The sequence below is a fragment of the Cellulophaga fucicola genome, from assembly GCF_900119145.1.
Classification (GTDB): domain Bacteria; phylum Bacteroidota; class Bacteroidia; order Flavobacteriales; family Flavobacteriaceae; genus Cellulophaga; species Cellulophaga fucicola.
In genome coordinates this window covers 737,653-759,461 of sequence record NZ_FPIY01000001.1, presented here as the reverse complement: position 1 = coordinate 759,461, position 21,809 = coordinate 737,653, and the positions used below count along the sequence as shown (strand labels likewise).

Sequence of the window (21,809 nt, the reverse complement as noted above, 5' to 3'; positions counted from 1 at the left end):
AGCTATAGGAAGTAGAAGTAGGTAAGAAGTACTAATTAATTTTATATAGTTTTGCAACACGTTTTCTTTATTTTTTTACCTAAAAATGCTCCAGAAATAAATGTTGGGATAAATCCAAATATTAAAATCCAAAATAATGGTTTAAAATAATAATCAACAATAGAATCAGAAACATTATGACCTCTCATTATGCCTTCTTCTAGAAACCCAACAGTTGCCCCGCCAAGAACTCCGCAAATTAAAATAACCATTAGTCCAATCATACCAACAAGAATTGAATTCCATTTTTTTTCACAAATAAGTTTCCCCATTTTTTTTCCAGCGTAATAACTTGAAACAAATAAAGCAACTAATGCTGCTGTAAAATTTAAATAGAAATATATAATATAATCAAAAAATTCTTTTATTGGGTTTATAGTTCCTCCTGACATACTAAAAAAAAGAAGCATTGCAAAAAGAACATTTATAAGAACAGTTATATAGGTATACGTTACTGGTTTATTCATAAGGTTTAATTAATTCTAAATTAGAATCTATATGTTAATCGTAATCACAGGAAGGTATTGTTAATCTAATAAATCGGCTTCTTTCATCTTAATATTTTTTTTAATTACTGCTAACGAACGATTATGTATATGAATAGTGGCGCGTTTAAGCACCTAATTTAGGAAATAAAAACAGAATAGAAAGTCTGCGAGGATTATAGTAAGTAGGCGAGGGGTAGCAATGTATTATAGACGTTATTGTAGCATGTTTTTATTACCACTTTTAACTAAAATTAGACTAAAACCAATTAAAGTTAATGTATATCCAAAAATTAGTCTAAAAGGTAATGGGATAATATGCCACAAAATTAGATTAGCTATTAAAATAATCACTATTCCTATCTTGCTGTTTTTTAGGTAATTAAAACTTAAAATCAATAAACCAAGATTAAAAATTTTAGAGTTTGGTCCTATGCTCATAAAAGGTTTCCAAATTGATGGGACTTTCGAGATATGATTAGTGAACTCATTACGCATTTCTTCGTTTGGAAAGCTCCACCAAATAAAATCTATTACACACATTCCAATAATGCAAGTAATACCTATTAATGTTACAGGAATTCCAATTAGGCTAAAGATTTTTTTTGGAAAAGAAACAACTTGAGGAATTAGTAAAACTACTCCAAGTAATAAAAACCAATGAGCAAAATCAATAGGTTCTTGAGCGTATACAAAATCATTACCATTAGACAATATAATCTGACCAATTAGAAAGAAAACTAATCCGGTTATAAAGGATATTTTGTATGTTATTTTAGTTATGTTCATTGTTTTTTCTTAAATACAGCGCTGTTGCCTTACGTTTTTAATTTTCCCAAACTGAATAATCGAGAATTGTCCATTTTCCATTTTGTTTTAAGAACTTTCCGCTGCAACCAGTACCTTCTATTTTATAAGACAGTTCAAATTTAATTGTGTCTTTATTGATTTTCATTTTGTCAATTATCACAAAATCTTTAATTCCTTCGTTTTCTAATTCGGTTAACGATAATATTCTAACTTTTTGTCCAAACTTATTAAGATTAAAATTCTTTTCAATTATCTCTGTTTCCATAACTTTTACAGGTAATCTTTCTTTCAATTCAGAATGATAAATCCATTGAAGTTTAGGTAAGTCAAGAATTTTCTGGGCAATCGATTCGGTTTGGTTTATTTTCCATTTTGTCAATTCCTCTTGAGCGATTTCGTATTTAGATTCAGTATTGTTTTCTGTTTCTTTTTTTTCAGAATTCTTGCATGAAATCAAAAATAGAATTATCAATAAAATTCCGATTATTTTATTCATTTTATAAGTTCTTTCAGATGTATTGATATGGTTATTTATTTAATTGGTTATTTGTATAAGCACCTAATTTAGTAAATACAAATCAAATAGAATGAACATATTTTTGCAGACTTAAATATGAACTGGCGTTAATGTAGTAATCCCTTTTGTGTTAGTACCTACTTATAAACAAAAAAAGAGATAATCACGATTATCTCTTTAGTATACTTTAATTATATTATTTGTTTACGAGTAACACTGCTCACACTTACCCTGTAATAGTACTTGTGAAACATCTACAATTCTGTTAGGAATTTTTGGTATTACAACATCTGCAGGCAGGCAATCTACCTTACCACAGTTAGAACACTGAAAATGCGGGTGGGCATCTGAATGATTGCTAGATGAGCATCCGTTACATTTTGCATACCATTTATGGCCATTTTTACCTAAAAAAGAATGCAAGTAGCCGTCATCTTCAAACTTATCTAAAACACGATAAATAGTAGTTTTATTCATTTGAGCACTAAAACGCTCAATTAATGTAGTTACAGAAATTGCAGCTAAACTTTTTTCAAATTCATCGTGTAAAATTTTAACCGACTTTGTTTTTCTTACAATACCCATAGTACAAAAATAATGCAACTGGAGTGCAAAACAAAATTAAGCATAGTTTTAACTTAAAAATAGCAGTATTAAAACTACTTTTTTGAAGCAACTAGTCTATTATTTTTATATCTATAGATGTTCTAGACTGCCATCCTGTTTGGTCTGTTACAGAATAGGCACAATGGTAATCACCTGTATCAATATCATCCGGAATTGTTAGGTTTACGGCTATTTCATAACTGATAGAATTTTCTGGTACCGTAAAATTCTCCATATAAATAAAAGGGTTTACGGCTTGTTTTACAGGTTCTAAATCGCATATTCCTTCTTGATCATCGTGTGTGTGATGATCAAAATTATTATGAAGATCTAAGCTGTAAGATGCCAAAGCTTTATTATCTGTAACCTGTGCTCTAAAACTATATGTTTCTCCTTTCACTAATTGCACACAAGGTTGCGGAAAACCTTGAGTATAATTGATACTAATTGTTGGTTTTTCTTCATCTTTATCACTATTATCATCACTAGAACAAGAAGTTATAATAACAAACAATGATAAAAAGAAAAGGTATTTTAGCTTAACTTTCATTTTTTAATGACTTTAAAACCGCATAGAGTGTTTTTCTCTATGCGGTATTTTTTTATTATTCAGTTACATTTATATGTGTATCGTATTTTTTAGAATTACCGTCTTCATCTTCAACAGTAAAAACCATATGGTACTCGCCAGCGGGTGCAGTAGCAGGTACATCTATATGCTCATGAAATTCAGCTTCAGTTTTCTCATGGTACTTTTCTAAATACTCTTTTTCAAAATGCCATTCTTCTTCACCGTCTTTTAAAGTAAGTCCGTGAGCGTGTACATCTACAGTAATATTATGTATGCCATTAACAGCATTAATCATAAATTCTGCGTGAAAATCTGTTCCTCTAGCAACGCTTTCATCAATAGACATTTCACTTAATTCTATAGGATCTTTAACATCTATATGACCTTCAATTTCTGTGCTATTACCTTCTTCATCTGTAACTACCAGCTCTATATGGTACTCACCAGCAGGTATGTTTGCAGGTACATCTATATGTTCATGAAAAGTTGGATTTATTGCTAGGTATTTTTCATCCGTATACACCTTTTCAAAATCCCAGTCAACTTCATCTTCACCTATTTCCAAGTCGTGTGCATGAATGCTAATAGAAATACTTTTTACTGTAGCTTCAGCATTAATTTTTGCTTCTAAATGAATGTCAGAACCTTTGTAAACGTATTGTTCTGTAGAATGATCACCACCTTCACCATACTCAAAATCTGTAATAGTAGGAGCATTTAAAGCATTAGAATCATCATCACTACTACAAGATTGTAAAAAGAGTCCTAGAAAAGCAACGATTGCTAAAAATTTAAAGTTGGAAATTTTAATGTTTGTTCTCATTGTTTTTAATTTTAATTGTTGTTTATATTTATTTAAATGGAATTGTTAATGACACCGAAATGTTTCTACCAGCTTCTGGAACATCTATCAGTCTATAAAAACTAGTGTGATTGTAATATTTGGTATTGAATACGTTGTTTAATTTTAGCCGTACATCTACTGGTGCATTATTTTTAAAGATGTTTAATTTTGATGTAAATGACATATGTAACACATTGTAACCGTCCGTTGTTTGCTCTGGTGGTACAATTTCTTCTTGCGCGGCAGTAATTCTATAGTCCGCGCTAATTGCAGGTGTTTTAAAAACTGAAAAATCTTTAATTTTATAGCTCGCAGAAAACAGTCCAGACAAAGGAGGAGAAAACGGAAGTGTAAAATCTTTTTTTAATCCGCTTGTTTGTCTTGAGTACACATACTCTGCAGATGCAGCTAGCTCTAAGTTTTTAATAACGGAGGTACTGGCACTAAATTCTCCGCCAATTCTAAAAACTTTACTTTGTGTGTATTCGTAAATTTGTAAAGTCTCAAAATAATTAGAGGTAGGATTTAAATAGATGTAGTTCTCAAATAAATTAAGAAAAGGACTAATGCCTAAACTAAACTGTTTTTTAGTGTGATTTATATCTAAGTCTAGTTGATAAGCTACCTCTGGTTTTAGGTCAAGATTACCTTTCTCAAACCTATACATATGGTAGTTTACTCCGTCTGATGCCAACTCGTTAGCTAGTGACATTCTAAAACTTTTACCTAAATTTACTTTGTACGTTGTGTTGTTTTTAATGTGACTAACACCAAATGAAGCGCTTATATTTTTAAAATCTAGTGTTTTGTTTTTTGCTCTTTGCAAGTATACCTGAGAAGTGGTATTGTCTTCATTTTTTACAGTAGATCTAAACCAATCGTTATAAGCGCTAGTCTTTAGTACTCCATAATCATACCTAGCACCAGCTAAAATATGCCAGTTTTTATTTATTTTATATTGATTGTACCCAAAAACACCAGCGGTGAAACGGCTATACTCCGGAATTAAAAATCCCCAACCCCCAATTGTATTGTTTTGGTGCTCTAAATTTACACCCAGAACAACATTATGTTTGTTGTTAATATTAAATGCATCTCTGGCATTTAAGGAGTAGGTATTTTTAGTAAAAACACGTTCCTTAGTATTTGGTGGCTTGGGCATATACCCATGCGGAATAGGCTCTGAGTGTTCTTCTCTTTTATTATTTTGAAAACCAAGATCAAAATGTAATATGTGATTACCCGTGTTTACCGTAGTGTTATTGCTAATTTTAAAATGATTTACATTATGGTACGGAAGGTCTATGTCTCTGTTAGAGCTATCATAATCTATTTTAGACGTTCTAACTTCTAAGCCATGTGCATTTGCAAAAAATCCGTTTTTAGCATTTACATTGCTAAACAGTGTTTCGGTTTTTATGGTATTGTCTACGTAACCAATACTAACACTAGCGTTAGCTTCTCTGCCGGCAGTGTTTCTCAAATTATTATTGTGAAGCTCAAAAACGTAATTTTCATAGTTAATTTTAGTTGTAGGCACTTTATAATCTGCATAATCTCTGTACGTTAATCTAGTACGGTAAAACCATTTTTCTTTTCTAGCTCTTATACCTGCTGAAATGCCCAATAAATCGTTATTACTTTCTCCAAGAATATTTACTTCGCCTTTAAAAGATTTTTGTAGCGGGACTTTATTTGGTTGAATATGAACTACACCAGCAATAGCATCTGACCCAAAAAGCAATGAAGCTGGACCTTTTATAATTTGTATATTTTCAATTCCTTGTTGGTCTATTTCTAGTCCGTGATCATTACCCCACTGTTGTGCCTCGTGTTTTATTCCGTTTTGTACAACCGCAACCCTGTTAAAACCAAGTCCTCTTATAACAGGCTTACTTTGTCCGGAGCCAATGTTAATAGTGCTAACACCTGGTATTTTACTTAAAGTCTGCATAAGACTATTTTCTCTGTTTTTATCTAGAAACTCTTTGGTAACCGTATGTGTAACCATAGGTGTTTCTTTTGCCTTTTTGATGTTAGATTTTCCAGTAACAGCTACTTCATTTAAAACAGTAGAAGACTCTTTTAAAAGTACTTTAATATCTTTATTTGTAGTGATAGTAACGATTTCTGAAGCATAACCTATGTGAGATACCGTAATAGAACTAGTTTGTCTTTTGATATTTTTAATAAAAAATTCTCCTGTAGAGGTAGAAATGGCAAATAAATTTGTACCCGTAATATTAGCTCCCTCTATTGGTTTTAAGGTGTTGGCATCTAGCACAGAACCTTTTATATTAAAAGAATCTTGCGCATTTGCAATAGAGCATACGCTAATGAATAAGCATATACTCAGCATTTTATAAAGCATAATTAGCTGTTATATATTTTTATAATGATGTTTAACTAATGGATGCGTCCATAACTTTATGTATTATTTTTTATACGAAATAAGGTTGGCGCTGCAATAAAACAAACAGGACCTATTTTGTATAAAGAAAACCATAAGCATAAAAGACAATTAGCAATAAAGGGGAGGAGGCCTACAAAATAACTGAACACTATTAGCTACGCCGGAAAAATATACATTGTAAGCTATAATAGGTTCCTGTATAAAAATAAATAGGTGCGTATTGGTTTCTGTAAAATTGAGATCTACAGAAAGTATTGGAGTGCTATTTTGTAACGCTATAAATTCGCAAATAGCGCAGTCTGTATGCTCATGATTATTATCTAGATGAGTAAAAGAATGTAGCCCTGCTATTTTCATTGTAAAGAAAATGGCAAGTAATAAATATGTAATGTTATTTTTAAACTTATTCAGTTTCATAAATGACTACAAGCAATACTTTTTTATTACAACTATGTTGCGTTAACAAGATGCAAATATATTATTATTATTTTAATTTAATGCAACTAATATGCAATAATAAAATTTTAAAATATTTTATATAAAAAGTAAGCAGCATATTTTTAATGTATTACGTGTTTTTCAATGCTTTTAATAGTATAGATTTTTTATCTTTTCTATCGCATAAAAGTACTAATCACTTAAAAACTATATAAAAAGACCATAAAACAGTATTTTTGCACGCTATGGAAGAATGGTATCATTATCTACTACTAGTACTAGTTGGCTTTGTAGTAGGTTTTATAAACACTGTAGCAGGTGGTGGATCGCTAATTTCTTTAGCGGTACTTATTTTTTTTGGTATGCCACCTAGTGTTGCAAATGGTACTAATAGAATAGCTGTTTTTATACAATCTATCTTGGGTGTTGCTGGTTTTAAGAGCAAAGGTGTAAGTACATTCCCGTTTAACATATACTTGGGTATATCCGCAATGCTGGGCTCTATTGTGGGCGCAAACATAGCCGTAGATGTTAGTGGTGCTACTTTTAATAAAATACTCGCTGTGGTTATGATGGTTGTTTTGCTCATCATTATATTTAAGCCCAAATTAAAAACAGCAGATATACAAGAGCGTATAACAGGTAAGTACTTGTGGGTGGGTATTATTGCCTTTTTCTTTTTTGGTATCTATGGCGGCTTTATAAATGCTGGTCTTGGGTTTATTGTTATCTTATTTTTACACTTTGCAAACCATATGACTTTAGTGCGTGCAAATGCAACAAAAGTAGCTGTGGTTTTAATATATACATTTTCTTCTTTGGCAGTATTTATTTACCACGATAAGGTAATTTGGAAAATAGGTCTAATACTAGCAATTGGTAATGGTACTGGTGCTTGGTTGGCAAGTAGAGTTTCTGTTGCTAGAGGAGACGGTTTTATAAAAAAGTTTTTAATGCTTATGATAATTGTTATGGCGGTAAAACTTTGGTTTTTTTAATTAAGTTGATAAAAAATGAGCATTATAAAAAAATTAGAATGGCGTTATGCTGTTAAAAAATTTAATGCAGACGCATTAGTTACAGACGAGAAAGTAGCTTTGCTAAAGGAAGCATTTAATTTAACAGCAACTTCTTACGGTTTACAACCTCTTAAATTGGTGGTAATAAAAAATAAGGATATTCAGCAACAATTGGTGCCAAGTTCTTACAATCAGCCACAGGTAGCGCAAGCTTCTCACGTATTAGTCTTGTGTATAGAAAAAGAAATAGATGCAACTTATATAACCAACTACTTTAAGCGTGTACAAGAGGTTAGGGGCACAAGTTCTACCATATTAGACCCATTTAAAGAGCAATTAATACAGAGTTTTAAAACTAAAACAAAAGAAGAAGTTGTACAGTGGGCAGTAAACCAAGCATATTTGGTCTTGGGTAATTTACTAACTGTTTGTGCTGTAGAAGACATAGATGCTTGCCCTATGGAAGGTTTTATACCAAGTGAATATGATAAAGTATTGGGCTTAGCTAATTTAAATGTGGCTTCTGTTTTAGTTTTACCAATAGGATATAGGGCAGATGATGATATGTTTGCAACCTTTAAAAAAGTACGTAAAGAGACTGTAGATTGCGTTATAGAAATAGCGTAAAAGTTACTAACTTTACAAATAAATTGATGCAGCTTTATTCTGCAGTAAGAGTAAATTACAAATAAGAAAAATATACAATATGCCAGGATTTGAATTTTTTGGAGATAAGGAAAGAGCAGAAGTACAAGATGTGCTAGACTCAGGAGTTTTAATGCGTTATGGTTTTGACGGTATGCGTAACAACCACTGGAAAGCATTAGAACTAGAAGAAGCCTTAACAAAAAGAATGGAAGTAGGTTATGCGCAATTGGTTAGTAGTGGTACTGCTGCTTTAACTGTAGCCTTAGCTAGTGCAGGAATTGGTGCAGGTGACGAAGTTATTATGCCAACATTTACTTTTGTGGCTAGTTTTGAGTCTATTTTAGCATTAGGAGCGGTTCCTATTTTAGTTGATGTTGATAATACGTTAACTTTAGATCCAGAAGCGGTTGAAAAAGCAATAACACCAAAAACAAAAGTAGTTATGCCTGTGCATATGTGCGGTTCTATGGCTAACTTAAGTGCATTAAAGGCTATTTGCGACAAACACAACCTTTTGTTATTAGAAGATGCTTGCCAGGCAATTGGTGGTACTTATGAGGGTAAACCTTTAGGTAGTTATGGCGATTTAGGTTGTTTTTCTTTTGATTACGTAAAAACAATTACTTGTGGAGAAGGTGGTGCTATAATTACTAATAATGAACAGTATTACAAAAACGCAGATCATTATTCAGATCATGGTCACGATCATATAGGAAAAGATAGGGGAGCGGAAGATCACCCATTTTTAGGATACAACTATAGAATTTCTGAATTACACGCAGCTGTTGGTGTAGCGCAGGTTAAAAGATTAGATGAGTTTATTGCAATACAGAAAAAAACGTATACTATTTTACGTAATGCATTGTCTACAATACCAGAAGTAACATTTAGAGCTGTACCAGAAGGAGGTGAAGAAAACTACTCTTTCTTATCTATATTTTTACCAACAGAAGAATTGACAAAGAAAGCGCATAAAGCTTTAGGAGAAAATAGTGTTGATGCTTGTTTCTACTGGTATGCAAATAACTGGCATTACTACAAAAAATGGGCTCACTTAACAAACTTAACATCTTTAGGTAAATTACCTAACGAGGTTAAAGAGCAATTGCCAGACTATAGCAAGTCAGACTTTTCTAAATCTGATCACTGGATAAGCAGAACTATATCTTGTTTGGTTAAATTAGGATGGTCAGATGAAGAAGTAGAGCAAAGAGCTGCCAATATGGTAAAAGCAATAAAATCTGTATTGTAAGTAATTAAATTGTAATTTGTATACAAGGTTCTATATACATAAAAATCCCTTAAGACTAAGTTTTAAGGGATTTTTTATATGTTATAAATAATGTATGCTAGTTAGTATGTAACGTAGTCTATAATTTCTAAACCGTAACCAACAATACCAACACGTCTAGTTTGTGGTGTGTTTGTTAATAATTTAACTTGACTAATATTTAAGTCGTGTAGTATTTGTGCGCCAACACCAAAATCTTTACTATCCATATTTACATTAGGAGCTTTTACTAATCCGTCTCCTTGTAATTCTTTAAGCTGAGATAATCTATTTAATAAGTTCAAAGATTGTGACTGTTGGTTAATAAATACCATTGCGCCTTTGCCTTCTTTATTAATAGCCGCAAACATATCTTCTAACTTTTTGTCAGGATTGTTTGTTAGCGTACCTAAAATATCATTGTTTACCAGGGTAGAGTTAATACGCGTAAGTATTTGTTCGTCTTTGCTCCAATTACCTTTAGTAAGTGCTATATGTATCTGGTTATTTGTAGTTTGCTCGTATGCATGTAGTTTAAATTCTCCAAAACGAGTTTCTATTGTAAAATGTTCTTTCTTAACAATTAAAGAATCGTGTTGCATACGGTATGCAACTAAATCTTCTATAGAAATAATTTTTAAATCAAAGTTTTTAGCAACTTTTAAAAGTTCTGGTAAACGAGCCATTGTACCATCTTCATTTAGAATTTCAACTAAAATACCAGCTGGTTTAAAACCGGCTAAACGAGCTAAATCTACAGAGGCTTCTGTGTGTCCTGTTCTTCGTAAAACACCTCCATTTTTAGCCTTTAAAGGAAATATATGACCAGGTCTTCCTAAATCACTTGGTTTTGTTGTATTATCTACTAAAGATTTTATAGTTTTAGATCTATCATGAACAGATATACCTGTAGTACAGCCGTGTCCAATTAAATCTACAGATACGGTAAACTGTGTGTTATGAAGAACAGTATTGTTTTTCACCATCATAGATAAATCTAATTCCTCACAACGATCTTCTGTTAAAGGGGCACAGATTAAACCACGACCGTGAGTAGCCATAAAGTTTATCATTTCTGGAGTTGCCATTTCTGCTGCTGCAATAAAATCTCCTTCATTTTCTCTGTCTTCATCATCAACAACAATAATAACTTTTCCTTTACGGATGTCTTCTATTGCTTCTTCAATTGTATTTAATTGTACTTTATTTTCCATCAGTTTTAGTCTTGGAATTTTTAATAAATCTTTTTTTAATCATATAAATAATATCGCCAAAAGAAATTAGGCCTTTATCATTTGTTGCTCTTATTGTTAAAAACATACCTAATGGTAGCATTACCAAAGCCGGAATCCAAGCCGCTAGGGCAGGAGATATTTTACCAACTTTAGCTGAATTGCCAACAAAAACACCTAAAAAATAGTAAGCTAAAAATAGCACAATGGCAATAACCATTGGTAATCCTAAACCACCTTTTCTAATAATAGCACCTAAAGGAGCTCCTACAAAAAATAATATAATGCAAGAAAAAGCTAAAGCATATTTTGTATGCAAAGCCAATACGTGTATGTTATAACGTTGATATTTTATTTCTAATTCTTTTTTTCTAGCACTAACAGAGCTTAATACTGCTGTTGTTAAGCTATGAGCTGTGCTATATAATTGTGCTTGCATAGGTTCTTTAAAAAGAGCTACAATGTCACCATTATATAGTACAGTATCTTTTTTAACTACTTTTTTATCATTGTTAGGTAGTTTTGCACCACCTTCTTTATCTTGTAATTTTGGTTTAAGATTGTTAAAACCATAATCGGGTTTAAAAGCCCCAGCTCTATCGCTTATATTTTTAGCAATTGCCTTTATGGTTTTTACATTGTCTTGTTTAATAGAATCTATATCAACAATAAGTCTAGATACTTTTTTCATTTTTTCAGTATCTACATTACGATCTTCTTCTAAATCTTTATCGCCCATACCCGTAAGCTGTATATTAATAATATACTCGTTAAACTTAGCTTTGGCAAATGGTAGCTTTAGCTTTGTTTTACTATTCTTACTTTGTACATCTTCGTAGTAATTACCGTCTTTAAGAATAAGTTTTATAATATCAGATCCTTCACTGCTAACTAATTCGCCTTTTTTGGCTTTAATAACAACATTGCTAATTACCTTATTAGATTTTTTATGAATTATAATGTTCTCTAAAAAGCGGTCGTTTTCTCCATACTTTTTATCAACTTTAATATTCATACCTTCAAAATCACTAAAAATTCCTTCAGCAATTATAGCTGCAGGTTTTACGTTACCAATATTACGTTTAAGATTATATACTTTATGTGCAGCAGCAGGAGCTACGTTGTTTGCAAAAAAGAAAGCAACAACACCAAGCAATAAAACAAATACTACAATGGTACGCATTGCACGTTGTAGAGAAATACCGGAAGCTTTCATCGCAGCAAACTCATAATTTTCGGCTAAATTACCGAATGTTAAAATAGAAGAAAGTACCACCGTTAAAGGCAATACTTTGTCTATAAGACTTGGCATAAAGTAAAAAATAAACTTACCTATAATAAGTAAGTCTAAACCTTTACCAGCTAAGTCTCCTATATACAACCAGATCGTTTGAAATATGAAGATTAACATCAATATTGCAAACGAACTGAAGAAGTTGAATAAAAATTTTGTTAGAATGTAACGATCTAATAATTTCAATGGCTTAGTTTCTTATGATATAGTACCCGCTATCTTCGTACTTTTTAAGGTCAAAAGTAAATAAGCTTTTTGATAAAGTCTGATTTGTTTTAAAAGAATTAACAGTAATTGTGGTTTTTGTACCATTGTCACCTGTTTCTATAAGATTGTAGATGTGCTTTGTCTCTACATCTATACCTAAAAGTCTAGATTTTATCTCAGAATTAGAATCTATAGGAATTAATTTTATATACTGAATTTTTCTTCCGTTTATAGTTTGTAATTTATCCCAAGCATAATTATGTCCAGATTTGTAAAAAGTTAACATCTTAGAAGGCGTCATAGCATTATCGTCGTTAGACTTGTCTTCTATAGTTACTTCTTCGTTGTCTGGAACAACGGTATATACCTTTTTACCATCAAATAACTGCATAGAACCTAAGTAATTAAAAAGGTATTTTTCTCCCTGTAGCGTAACGTCTCCTCTTGTTTCTCTATTTATGTTTGCTTCACTATTGTTTAGTGAGTGTTTAAAGTCTACAAAAATGTTATTGTAACTAGTAACTTTGTTATAAACCTGATCTAACAAGGTTTTTGCCTTAGCGGAATTTTGAGCAAAGGATACATTTGCTATTAAAATAAATATTAAAACTCCTAATTTTTTCATCGTAATGGTTATTAATTGTTATTTTTTCTCGTTGTCTAATAATTGGTCTAAAGCCATCATATCTGGTACTAAAACTTGTCTAGCCTTACTTCCTTCAAAATGACCAACAATACCAGCAGCTTCCAATTGATCTATAATTCTACCTGCTCTATTGTAACCTAACTTCAATTTTCTTTGTATTAGAGAGGCAGATCCTTGTTGTGCAATTACAATAACTTCTGCAGCATCTCTAAACAGAATATCTCTGTCTGATATGTTATTATCAATACTTGTGCCAGACTCATCTGGACCTACGTATTCTGGTAATAAAAGCGCTTCTGCGTATGCTCTCTGCGATCCTATGTATCCTGTTATTTTTTCTACTTCTGGTGTGTCTACAAAGGCACATTGTACACGTATAACATCGTTACCTTGTGTATAAAGCATATCTCCACGACCAATTAATTGATCTGCGCCTTGTGCATCTAATATGGTTCTAGAGTCTATTTTAGAGGTTACCCTAAATGCAATACGAGCAGGGAAATTGGCTTTTATAATACCTGTAATTACGTTTACAGAAGGTCTTTGTGTTGCTATAATAAGGTGAATACCAATGGCTCTAGCTAACTGTGCTAAACGTGCAATAGGTGTTTCTACTTCTTTACCAGCGGTCATAATTAAATCTGCAAACTCATCTATTACCAATACAATGTATGGTAAAAACATATGTCCGTCGTTCGGATTTAATTTACGAGCCTTAAACTTAACATTGTATTCTTTTATGTTACGTACCATTGCAGCTTTTAGCAACTCGTATCTGTTATCCATTTCTATACAAAGCGAATTTAAGGTATTTATAACCTTGGCATTGTCTGTAATAATGGCATCTTCAGAATCTGGCAATTTGGCTAAAAAGTGACGTTCGATCTTGTTAAATAGCGTAAGTTCTACTTTTTTAGGATCTACCAATACAAATTTAACCTCTGCAGGATGTTTTTTATATAAAAGTGATGTTAATACAGCATTTAAACCAACTGACTTACCTTGCCCTGTAGCTCCCGCCATAAGCAAGTGAGGCATTTTAGCTAAATCTACTACTAGAGTTTCGTTGCTAATAGTTTTACCAAAAGCAATTGGCAGTTCCATTTCTGCTTTCTGGAATCTAGTACTGGCAATTACAGAACGCATAGATACTATAGATGGGTTCTTGTTAGGAACCTCTATACCAATAGTTCCTTTACCAGGGATTGGGGCTATAATACGTATACCTAATGCAGCTAAAGACAAAGCAATATCATCTTCTAGGTTTTTAATTTTAGAAATACGCACACCAGCATCCGGAACAATCTCGTACAATGTAACTGTTGGTCCAATAGTAGCTTTTATTTGTGCAATTCCAATTTTGTAGTTTTTAAGAGTTTCTACAATCTTGTTTTTGTTTTCTTCTAATTCCTCTTGGTTAATTGTAATACCAGTGTTAGTTCCGTGTTGGTCTAACAAGTCTATATGTGGAAACTTGTAATTAGCCAATTCTAAGGTAGGATCAAATTCTCCAAAATCATCAACTAGTTTATCTGCAAGGTTATCTATTTCCTCTTTTTCTTCAGTTATTTTTTCTACCTGTATATCTAAACTATCAGGAATAATTTCTTCCTCCTCTTTAGCAACCGTTACCTCAAAGCTATTATCTTCTTTAATAACTTCTTTTTCTAGAGGTGGTATTTTCTCTTTATGGGTGTATGTTTCTACAACTACAGGAGCTTCTTCTTTTACTTTTTCTGTAACAGAAGATTTTTTATCTTCTTCAGCAGTATCTTCTTTAATATCATTTGCAGAGTTAAATTCTTCAGATATGGCAGTTTTCTTCTGTTTAAAGTAATGCAATACGTTTTCTGGGGTAAATTTAAATAGACGAACCAAAATAAATATCAACCCAAAAATAAGCAGCAGCAATACTCCAATTTTACCAACGTAATCTTGAAGAAAATCATTCATTTCATAACCAACTAAACCTCCTAGCAAAGGCCATCTACTAGCAAAAAAGCCAAAAGCAACAGAAAACCATAAAATAAATATTAGTCCCCAAATCCATTTTTTAATTAAACCGTTTTTAGGTAAACTAAAAAAGAGTGTTAATCCAGATAAAAATAAAAGTACGGGTACTATAAAAGAAGATACACCAAAACCTTTGTATAAAAACAGATGACCAATACTGGCTCCAAATTTGTTTAATAGGTTTTTTGCTTGTTCGTTTCTATTTGCAAATTCAGATAACAAACTCTGATCTTCTTGCCACGTAAAGTAGAAAGAGGTAAAAGAGAAAAATAAAGCAATAGCAAACAGCATTATAACACTACCTAACAATATCTTATTTTGTTTAGATAAGCCAAGACTGCGTTTCTTTTTAGGGGTAGCTGCTTTCTTTTTAGTAGTCTGTTTTGCCATTAAATATGTATTCCTTTATTTATAAATAACCAATGTATTGGTTACCAGTTAAAAAATTTTGGGAGGTAAATAATACACCCCACTATTGATGCTGCTATAGATACAATCATAACAGCACCAGCAGCAACATCCTTAATAAAGCCAATTTTTACATCGAATTCAGGTTGTATGTAATCTGCTATTTTTTCTACAGCTGTATTTAGGCCTTCAATACCCATTACCATACCAATAGCAAATGTCTGAAAAATCCATTCAGAGCTAGATATATTAAAATAAAAACCTAAAGCGGTAATTAAAATACCAATAAAAAATTGAATTTTAATACTAGCTTCTGTTTTTAAAAGTAATATAGCACCTTTTAAAGCATAACCAACACTACGTATTCTGTTTAATGCAAAATTTTCCTTAGGCATATTATAAAACTTCTAAAGCCGCTTTATAATTTGGTTCTTCTGTCGTTTCTGCAACTTGTTCTGTATATATAACTTTACCTTCTTCGTTTAAAACAACAATAGATCTAGATAAAAGAGCCTCTAAAGGTCCGTTAGAAAAAGATACGTTGTAGTGAGAACCAAAATTACCATCCTTAAAATCTGATAACATTTCTACATTATCTAAACCTTCTGCGCCACAAAAACGAGCCTGTGCAAATGGTAAATCTTTAGATACACACAAAACAACTGTATTGTTTAATGTAGCAGCATCTTTGTTAAATTGTCTAACAGACTGCGCACAAGTACCTGTATCTACACTTGGGAATATATTTAAAACTACCTTTTTACCTTTGTAGTTTTCTAAAGTAGCTGTAGATAAATCGTTTTTAGTTAGTTTAAAATCAGGAGCTGAGCTTCCAACTTCTGGTAAATTCCCTATTGTATTTATTTTATTTCCTTTTAATGTAACTATAGCCATAATTGATGTGTTTTAATTTTGGTGTGAAATTAAAAAATATATGAGTGATATGTAACTATTTTGAATAAAAAAGTATCCAACACCAATAACTAATTAATTATAAGGCAAAACAATTGCTTCTTACATTGGTATAAGTAAAATTTATTCTTTGATAAGATCAAACAATTTCTTAACTTATGTTCCGCTAGATATTTTACTAATTTTACCACACAAATAAATAGTATCGTTATGGAAAATAAAAAACTTACCACATCTGCAGGAGCTCCAGTATCAAACAATCAGCGTTCACAAATAGCTGGTGATAGAGGTCCAGTTTTAATGCAAGATTATAAATTATTAGAAAAATTAGCGCATCAGAATAGAGAGCGCATACCAGAACGTGTTGTGCATGCCAAAGGATGGGGAGCAATGGGTACATTTACTGTAACACACGATATAAGTAAATATACTAGAGCAAAAATATTTTCATCGGTAGGTAAAAAAACACCTGTTTTAAATAGATTTTCTACCGTTGCAGGTGAAATGGGAGCTGCTGATACAGAAAGAGATGTACGTGGTTTTTCTGTAAAGTTTTATACAGAAGAAGGTAATTGGGATATGGTTGGTAATAATACACCAGTATTCTTTTTAAGAGATGGTTATAAGTTTCCAGATTTTATACATACACAAAAGAGACATCCTAAAACAAACATGCGCTCTCCAGAAGCAATGTGGGACTATTGGTCTTTATCTCCAGAGAGTTTACATCAAGTAACTATTTTAATGTCTGATAGAGGTATACCAATTACACCTATGCATATGAACGGTTACGGGTCTCATACATTTAGTTTTTGGAATGCGGATAATGAACGTTTTTGGGTGAAGTTTCATTTTAAAACGCAACAAGGACATAAACATTATACAAATGAAGAATCGGCTAAAATAATTGGTGAGACTAGAGAAAAGTATCAAGAAGAGCTTTTTGGAGCTATTGAAAGAGGAGAATACCCTAAGTGGACTTTAAAAATACAAGTAATGCCAGAGGCAGATGCTGAAAGAACACCATACAATCCGTTTGATTTAACTAAGGTTTGGCCGCACGCAGATTACCCATTAATAGAAGTAGGGGAGCTGGAGTTAAATAAAAACCCAGAAAACTACTGGCAATTTGTAGAAAATGCAGCTTATTCGCCTTCTAATGTTGTTCCGGGTATTGGTTTTTCTCCAGACAAAGTATTACAAGCACGTATATTTTCTTATGCGGATGCACATAGATATAGATTAGGTACACATTACGAGGCTTTACCAGCAAATGCTGCTAAGTCAGAAGTAAATCACTACCATAAAGATGGAGCTATGCGTTTCTTTACAAACGATTTTGGTAATCCAGATGCGTATTATGAGCCAAATTCTAAAGGCGGACCAATTGAAGATTCTAGCGTAGAAGAGCCACCAATGAAAATTAGCGGTGATGTTAAACGTTATGAAGAGAATGATACTTATGGTGAGTTTAGGCAACCAGGAGATTTATTCAGGATGTTTAATGACGACCAAAAAAATAGACTATTTAACAATATAGCTGCTGCAATGCAAGGAGTTTCTATGCCAGTTATAGAAAGACAGTTAGGTCTTTTTGACAAAGCAGATATTGCATACGGAAACGGTGTCCGTAGAGCTTTAGGTATTTCTGAATTAGAAAACTACTAAGAACAATAACAGTTTAATACGGGATAAATAGTGTTACACTATTTATCCCTTTTTTTATATAAATAATATGACAGATATAACAACTGCATTTTTTAATGCAATACGTGCTAATGAATTAGAGGAAGTAACACAAATGGTTACTGCTAATCCAGAATTAGTGAACATAAAAGATTCCCGTGGCTCTACGCCTTTAATTTTGGCTACATATTATAATTATTTAGATGTAGCAAAGGTATTATTAGCAAATAATGCGTCTATAGAAGATAAAGATGCATCTGGTAATACTGCTTTAATGGGAGTTTGCTTTAAAGGTTTTGATGCTATTGCTGAGTTTTTAATTGCTGAAGGAGCAAATGTTAATGCTGTAAATTTATCTGGAGCTACTGCTTTAATTTATGCAGCTACTTTTAATAGACAATCTATTATTAAAATGTTGCTGTCTAAAAATGCAGATAAAACAGTTAAGGATCAGAGAGGGAACTCTGCTTTAGATCACGCTAAAATGCAAGGTTTAGATGATTTAGTTGCACTATTGTCATAGGCAACAATAAGTACAATTTTTCATAAGAAACAAAAACCCTGAAGCTCATTTTCAGGGTTTTTATATTTTAAATAGTGAGTTTATAAAAGAAATACGTTTTAAAATATAAAAGCCACAATTCTAATTTAGAATTGTGGCTTTTTAAGAACAGTAGTTAAACTGTTTACTTATCTATAGAACCTAATACACGTTTCATAAACTGATTAATGGCCTCTTTTTCTGGTACGCCTTCTTTTATAGATTTTTGCACCTCTAAAGCACCATACATATTAGAAATTAGTTCTCCAATAACATCTAGCTCTTCATCTTTAATAGAAGAAACTTCTGTAAGCGCCTCTAATGTTTCAATTGTTTCAAGAACGTAATCTTCATCGTTCTCTTTTATAAAACTTGTAAGGTGTTTAATTACTGGCAATTTCATGTACTAATTCTTTTAAAACATCATATTTATTTGTCTGCGTCTGGTTTTTTATACTTCCATTTTCGAATGTAGCGAACGTAGGTAAATTATCTACATTGGCTAGTTTTCTAGATTCAGGAAATTTCTCAGCATCAGCTAAAATAAATGTAATAGATTCGTTTTCTGCAGCCTCTTTTTTAAATTTAGGCTTCATAATTCTACAGTTTCCACACCAAGTAGCAGAGAACTGTACAACAACTTTGTCGTTTTCAGCAATTAGTTCTGCTAAGTTGTCTTTTTCTAGTTCTAGTAACATACCAAAATTAGTTAGAGTGAGAAGCTAAATATTCTGCTGTACCTTTAGCGTTAGCTTGCATAGCATCTTTTCCTTCTTCCCAGTTTGCAGGACAAACTTCACCGTTTTTTTGTACGTGAGTGTAAGCATCTACTAAACGTAAAAACTCATTTACATTTCTTCCTAAAGGCATGTGGTTAATTCCTTCATGAAAAACAGTACCTTCTTCATCTATTAAGTATGTTGCTCTGTAAGTAACATTGTCACCATCTACAGTTATAACTCCTGTTTCATCATTGTAAGTTTCGTTAGATATATCTAAGATTCCTAAAGTAGAAGCTAAGTTTCTGTTGCTATCTGCTAATATTGGGTAAGTAACACCTTCTATACCACCATTATCTTTTGGAGTACTTAACCAAGCAAAGTGTACTTCTGCAGTGTCACAAGAAGCTCCAATTACTATTGTATTTCTTTTTTCAAATTCTGCTAATGCAGCTTGAAAAGCGTGTAATTCTGTTGGACATACAAAAGTAAAATCTTTAGGATACCAGAATAATAATACTTTTTTGTTGTTTTTTTGAGCTTCTTCCAAAACGTTTATTTTGAAAGTGTCACCCATTTCATTCATTGCATTAACATTTAAATCCGGGAATTTTTTTCCTACAAAAGCCATTTTATTTTTTATTTAAGGTTATACATTTTATTAATGCAAATATAACCCACAAATATCCTTCTGTGGAACAATAAAATTTTAATTGTTTATAGAACAATAAGCTTTCTTTATGCAGTATTTAGTTTTATGCTTTTTTCTCTTTTAGCTGTCTAATTTTAATGTTTAAAGCAGCAAAAAGTAAAGTTGTAAACGGACTTAACCAGTTAAACATAGCATATATAAAGTATTCTCCTACGCCAACACCAAGAACACCAGACTGGTAAGCACCACAAGTGTTCCAAGGAATTAATACAGATGTTACGGTACCAGAATCTTCTAAGGTTCTACTTAAATTCTCTGGAGCAAGACCTTTGTCTTCGTATGCTTTTTTAAACATTTTACCTGGAATAACTATAGCTAAGTACTGGTCGCTTGCAATAGCATTTAGACCTAAACAACTAGCGACTGTACTTGCAAACAAGCCAAAGGTGGTTGTTGCTACAGATAGTAGAGCTTTTGTAATTCTAGCTAATGCTCCAATACCATCCATAATACCGCCAAAAACCATTGCACAACAAATAAGTAAAATAGTCCAAAGCATACCATTAATACCACCAGCACTAAATAATTTTTTTAATCTTTTTTTAGTGATTAGCTTATCTAGGTTGTCTGCTTTAGTTGCTAAGATTGCTTTATCTTTTGTAAGAGTAGTAAAAACAGCTGCTAAATCTTCCTTTGTGTAAATGTGTTCTAGATCAGTATCTGTAAAAATATTTTTTAAATCCTCATTTTCTTTAATTAACGCTAACTCTTTAGTAGAAAAATTAGCTATTTGTTCACTGTCGTCTATAGAAACAGAGGTATCTGTTAAAACAGCGGTAACAATAGAACTTACTTGTGACTCACCTAACTTATCTAAAAGTTTAGGCTGAAAAATAAAAGCAAAAACAATAGCTAAACCTACACCAGAAAGCAATGCTACAATTGGCTTTGTTTTTAATAAGATTAAAGCAACAACTACAACCGGAACTATAAATAATAACGGCGTAATAGTAAAGTTTGTGTTTATAGTGTCTAATATAAATGCAGTGTCTGTAGTACCAGAGGTGTCTATATTAGCACTTAAAATACCAAAAAATATAAGCGTAACTATTAGTGTTGGGACTGTTGTTATAGTCATGTATTTTATATGAGTAAACAAGTCTGTACCAGCCATAGCAGGAGCAAGGTTTGTTGTATCACTTAAAGGAGACATTTTATCTCCAAAGTATGCTCCAGAAATAACAGCTCCAGCAATCATACCAGGATTTATGCCTAAGGCAGTACCAATACCTATTAGCGCAATACCTACAGTTGCAGAAGTTGTCCAGCTACTGCCAGTAGCAATAGATATTATGGCAGCTATAATAACAGATGCAGGTAAAAATATAGCGGGGTTAAGTACTTGTAAACCATAATATACCATAGCAGGTATAATACCACTAACAAGCCAAGTACCTGCTAATGCACCAACCATAATTAAGATTAGAATTGGTATAAAAACGCTTTTAAGGTTTTCCCAAACTTCTTTTGCCATTGTAAGCAAAGAGGTTTTGTTGTATAAACCAACAATTGCAGCAACACCACCACCAATTAAAAGTATTATTTGGTTGGTATAACCACCAAACCACTCTTGACCTTCTACAAAAAATATATTGTATGCTAAAAGCGACATTAAAATAATAACCGGGATTAAAGCTTCAAAGAAATTTAATTCCTTGTTTTCTACAATGTGCTCATTTTTAGGGTCTGAGGTACTTAGGTTTTGGTTATGCATTAAAATTAGTTAGTTAATTACCTTGTAATATTACAATTTTGGTGCGTTTCTTGCAAGTTTTTAAA

22 protein-coding genes are annotated in these 21,809 nt (G+C 32.1%); 5 read left to right on the top strand and 17 right to left on the bottom strand.

Going from position 1 to position 21,809, the window contains the following annotated elements; all coding sequences use genetic code 11:
* Positions 1-41 precede the first annotated feature (41 nt).
* From BT107_RS03385 to BT107_RS03355, 7 genes are all read right to left on the bottom strand, one after another.
* Positions 42-506 (bottom strand): hypothetical protein, encoded by a 465-nt coding sequence (locus BT107_RS03385; protein WP_139254265.1) that lies wholly within the window; start codon positions 504-506, stop codon positions 42-44.
* A gap of 234 nt (positions 507-740) precedes the next feature.
* Entirely contained in the window at positions 741-1,313 is a 573-nt protein-coding gene (locus BT107_RS03380) for a hypothetical protein (protein ID WP_072302340.1), read from the bottom strand.
* Between the two features lie 37 nt (positions 1,314-1,350).
* A complete protein-coding gene (locus BT107_RS03375; protein WP_072302339.1) occupies positions 1,351-1,830 on the bottom strand; it encodes a hypothetical protein in 480 nt (159 codons plus the stop codon).
* A gap of 225 nt (positions 1,831-2,055) precedes the next feature.
* Positions 2,056-2,436 (bottom strand): Fur family transcriptional regulator, encoded by a 381-nt coding sequence (locus BT107_RS03370; protein WP_072302338.1) that lies wholly within the window; start codon positions 2,434-2,436, stop codon positions 2,056-2,058.
* Positions 2,437-2,527: 91 nt separating this feature from the next.
* The gene (locus BT107_RS03365) at positions 2,528-3,007 is read right to left on the bottom strand and encodes a DUF4625 domain-containing protein (RefSeq protein WP_072302337.1); all 480 of its coding nucleotides are present in this window, start codon (positions 3,005-3,007) and stop codon (positions 2,528-2,530) included.
* Positions 3,008-3,062: 55 nt separating this feature from the next.
* Complete coding sequence (locus BT107_RS03360) at positions 3,063-3,851, bottom strand: DUF4625 domain-containing protein (RefSeq protein ID WP_072302336.1); 789 nt, start codon at positions 3,849-3,851, stop codon at positions 3,063-3,065.
* Between the two features lie 28 nt (positions 3,852-3,879).
* Positions 3,880-6,231 (bottom strand): TonB-dependent receptor, encoded by a 2,352-nt coding sequence (locus BT107_RS03355; protein WP_084639094.1) that lies wholly within the window; start codon positions 6,229-6,231, stop codon positions 3,880-3,882.
* 737 nt (positions 6,232-6,968) lie between these two features.
* Between BT107_RS03355 and BT107_RS03345 the strand changes: the two genes are divergently transcribed.
* The 3 genes from BT107_RS03345 (at position 6,969) to BT107_RS03335 (ending at position 9,642) form a co-directional block, all read left to right on the top strand.
* Complete coding sequence (locus tag BT107_RS03345; RefSeq protein WP_072302333.1) at positions 6,969-7,721, top strand: sulfite exporter TauE/SafE family protein; 753 nt, start codon at positions 6,969-6,971, stop codon at positions 7,719-7,721.
* Between the two features lie 15 nt (positions 7,722-7,736).
* A complete protein-coding gene (locus tag BT107_RS03340) occupies positions 7,737-8,369 on the top strand; it encodes a nitroreductase family protein (RefSeq protein ID WP_072302332.1) in 633 nt (210 codons plus the stop codon).
* 79 nt (positions 8,370-8,448) lie between these two features.
* The gene (locus BT107_RS03335) at positions 8,449-9,642 is read left to right on the top strand and encodes a DegT/DnrJ/EryC1/StrS family aminotransferase (RefSeq protein WP_072302331.1); all 1,194 of its coding nucleotides are present in this window, start codon (positions 8,449-8,451) and stop codon (positions 9,640-9,642) included.
* Between the two features lie 101 nt (positions 9,643-9,743).
* On the opposite strand, the gene ribB is transcribed toward BT107_RS03335, so the two are convergent.
* The 6 genes from ribB to tpx are packed head-to-tail and all read right to left on the bottom strand — an operon-like array spanning position 9,744 to position 16,354.
* Positions 9,744-10,874, bottom strand: coding sequence for a 3,4-dihydroxy-2-butanone-4-phosphate synthase (ribB, locus tag BT107_RS03330; protein WP_072302330.1), 1,131 nt, complete (start codon positions 10,872-10,874; stop codon positions 9,744-9,746).
* Positions 10,864-12,351 carry an LptF/LptG family permease gene (locus tag BT107_RS03325; RefSeq protein WP_072302901.1) on the bottom strand — a complete coding sequence of 496 codons (1,488 nt, stop codon included), beginning with the start codon at positions 12,349-12,351 and terminating at the stop codon, positions 10,864-10,866. Before BT107_RS03325 ends, ribB begins: the two co-directional genes overlap by 11 nt.
* Positions 12,352-12,376: 25 nt before the next feature.
* The gene (gene lolA1, locus BT107_RS03320; RefSeq protein WP_072302329.1) at positions 12,377-13,018 is read right to left on the bottom strand and encodes an outer membrane lipoprotein periplasmic chaperone LolA1; all 642 of its coding nucleotides are present in this window, start codon (positions 13,016-13,018) and stop codon (positions 12,377-12,379) included.
* An 18-nt stretch (positions 13,019-13,036) separates the two neighbouring features.
* Positions 13,037-15,442: an FtsK/SpoIIIE family DNA translocase gene (locus tag BT107_RS03315; protein ID WP_072302328.1), complete on the bottom strand. Its 2,406-nt coding sequence runs from the start codon at positions 15,440-15,442 to the stop codon at positions 13,037-13,039.
* A gap of 41 nt (positions 15,443-15,483) precedes the next feature.
* Complete coding sequence (locus tag BT107_RS03310) at positions 15,484-15,855, bottom strand: diacylglycerol kinase (protein WP_072302327.1); 372 nt, start codon at positions 15,853-15,855, stop codon at positions 15,484-15,486.
* Between the two features lies 1 nt (position 15,856).
* Entirely contained in the window at positions 15,857-16,354 is a 498-nt protein-coding gene (gene tpx / locus BT107_RS03305) for a thiol peroxidase (protein ID WP_072302326.1), read from the bottom strand.
* Positions 16,355-16,582: 228 nt separating this feature from the next.
* On the opposite strand from tpx, the gene BT107_RS03300 reads away from it, so the two are divergent.
* Positions 16,583-18,040: a catalase gene (locus BT107_RS03300; RefSeq protein ID WP_072302325.1), complete on the top strand. Its 1,458-nt coding sequence runs from the start codon at positions 16,583-16,585 to the stop codon at positions 18,038-18,040.
* Positions 18,041-18,107: 67 nt separating this feature from the next.
* The gene (locus BT107_RS03295; protein ID WP_072302324.1) at positions 18,108-18,581 is read left to right on the top strand and encodes an ankyrin repeat domain-containing protein; all 474 of its coding nucleotides are present in this window, start codon (positions 18,108-18,110) and stop codon (positions 18,579-18,581) included.
* Positions 18,582-18,744: 163 nt separating this feature from the next.
* Here the strand turns inward: BT107_RS03295 and BT107_RS03290 are convergent, their stop codons facing one another.
* The 4 genes from BT107_RS03290 to BT107_RS03275 form a co-directional block, all read right to left on the bottom strand.
* A complete protein-coding gene (locus BT107_RS03290; protein WP_072302323.1) occupies positions 18,745-19,002 on the bottom strand; it encodes a DUF6952 family protein in 258 nt (85 codons plus the stop codon).
* The gene (locus BT107_RS03285) at positions 18,983-19,297 is read right to left on the bottom strand and encodes a thioredoxin family protein (RefSeq protein ID WP_072302322.1); all 315 of its coding nucleotides are present in this window, start codon (positions 19,295-19,297) and stop codon (positions 18,983-18,985) included. The genes BT107_RS03290 and BT107_RS03285 overlap by 20 nt, the downstream gene beginning before the upstream one ends.
* A gap of 7 nt (positions 19,298-19,304) precedes the next feature.
* Positions 19,305-19,949, bottom strand: a complete 645-nt coding sequence (locus BT107_RS03280; RefSeq protein WP_072302321.1) for a peroxiredoxin — start codon at positions 19,947-19,949, stop codon at positions 19,305-19,307.
* 124 nt (positions 19,950-20,073) lie between these two features.
* Positions 20,074-21,744: a Na+/H+ antiporter NhaC family protein gene (locus BT107_RS03275; RefSeq protein WP_072302320.1), complete on the bottom strand. Its 1,671-nt coding sequence runs from the start codon at positions 21,742-21,744 to the stop codon at positions 20,074-20,076.
* Positions 21,745-21,809: the final 65 nt, after the last annotated feature.